Here is a 1438-nt window from a genome sequence, read left to right on the forward strand (position 1 = left end):
TCGGGTGCTGCTGGAGAACCTGCAGGTCATGGTGCGCGAGCTGGAAGGCCATGGCCTTAGCAAGATCGATGCCCAGCTGCTGATGGCGCAGGTGATGTTCGTCTCCTACCTCGAGCACCGCGGGATCGCCGGCGAGACGTATCGGCGCGACCATGACGTGGAGTCGCTGTTCACCCTCGTGGGGCGTGGCGACGTCGCGGGCGTGAGCCGGCTGCTCGATCGCCTCAAGACCGACTTCAATGGTGACCTGCTCGAGCCCGGCGCGAAGACCGAGCCGTTCTGGAAGAAGCTGCCCGCGGTCGCGATCTCGCGCCTGCACGCCTTCCTGCGCCGCGTGGACCTGGCCTCCGGCCAGCAGGACTTCTGGAAGTACGACTTCCGCTTCATTCCGGTCGAACTGATCTCGGGCATCTACGAGTCGTTCCTGGCCGACGACAAGCGCGATGTCGGGGCGTATTACACGCCGCGCCACCTGGCGATGCTGGTGGTGGACCTGGCCTTGTCGAAGTCGACCAATCTCCTGGCCGAGCGCATCTACGACGGCGCCTGCGGCTCGGGCATCTTGCTGACCACAGCCTATCGGCGGCTGCTCGGCAAGGCCGAAGCCCAGGCCGGCCGGACGCTCGGCTTCGCTGAGCGGGTCGATCTGCTCAAGAGCAGCATCTTCGGGTCCGACCTCAATCTGTCGGCCTGCCGGGTAACCGCGTTCAGCCTGTACCTCTCGGTGCTCGAGGGACTCGACCCGTCGGATCTGGCGATCCTGACCGCGCAGGGATCCTCGCATCTGCCCAAGCTGGTGGGCCATAACCTGCAGGGCGGCGCCGAAGGCGACTTCTTCTCGCAGGCCAATCCCCGCTTCAAGGCGCCCGACTGCAGCATCTTCCTGTCCAACCCGCCTTGGGTCGAACCCAAGAAGAACGTGGTGCTCTCGAGCGATACCTGGGCCAAAGCTAAGGGCTTCGACATCCCCCGGCGTCAGACCGCCGGCGCGTTCATCCTGCGCGCCCTGGAGTGCGTCACGCCGTCGGCCACCCTGTGCTTCATCCTGCCGGTCAGCATCCTGGCCGCGCCCAGCAGCCGCGCGTTCATGCGCGAGGTGCTGGCGCGCTATGAGATCGAGACCCTGATCAACTTCGGTGACGTGCGCAAGCTCCTGTTCGCCGCCGCCCGCCAACCCTGCGTGGTGATGGTGGCGCGGCCACGCCCGGCCGACCAGGTAGCGCCGGCCCCGACCGAAACGATCGAGTACTGGGTCCCCAAGGCCGACCTCAGCCTGGCTTTCGGGCGCCTGACCTTGCACGGCAGCGATCGGCATCGGCTGCGCGCCCAGTCCCTGGCCCACAGCAACGAACTGCTCACGACCCTGTTCTGGGGCAACGCCCACGACGCCGGAATGCTGGCCTTGCTGCGCGCCGGCGGCACCCTGGGCAAGTTCCTC

At 66.9% G+C, this 1438-nt stretch carries 1 protein-coding gene; it reads left to right on the top strand.

The window, feature by feature from the left end; genetic code table 11:
• The coding region (locus N787_RS11675; protein ID WP_156969024.1) for an HsdM family class I SAM-dependent methyltransferase at positions 1-1438 on the top strand (1438 nt) is incomplete at both ends.

It is taken from the genome of Arenimonas metalli CF5-1, assembly GCF_000747155.1.
In the GTDB taxonomy this organism is placed as follows: domain Bacteria; phylum Pseudomonadota; class Gammaproteobacteria; order Xanthomonadales; family Xanthomonadaceae; genus Arenimonas; species Arenimonas metalli.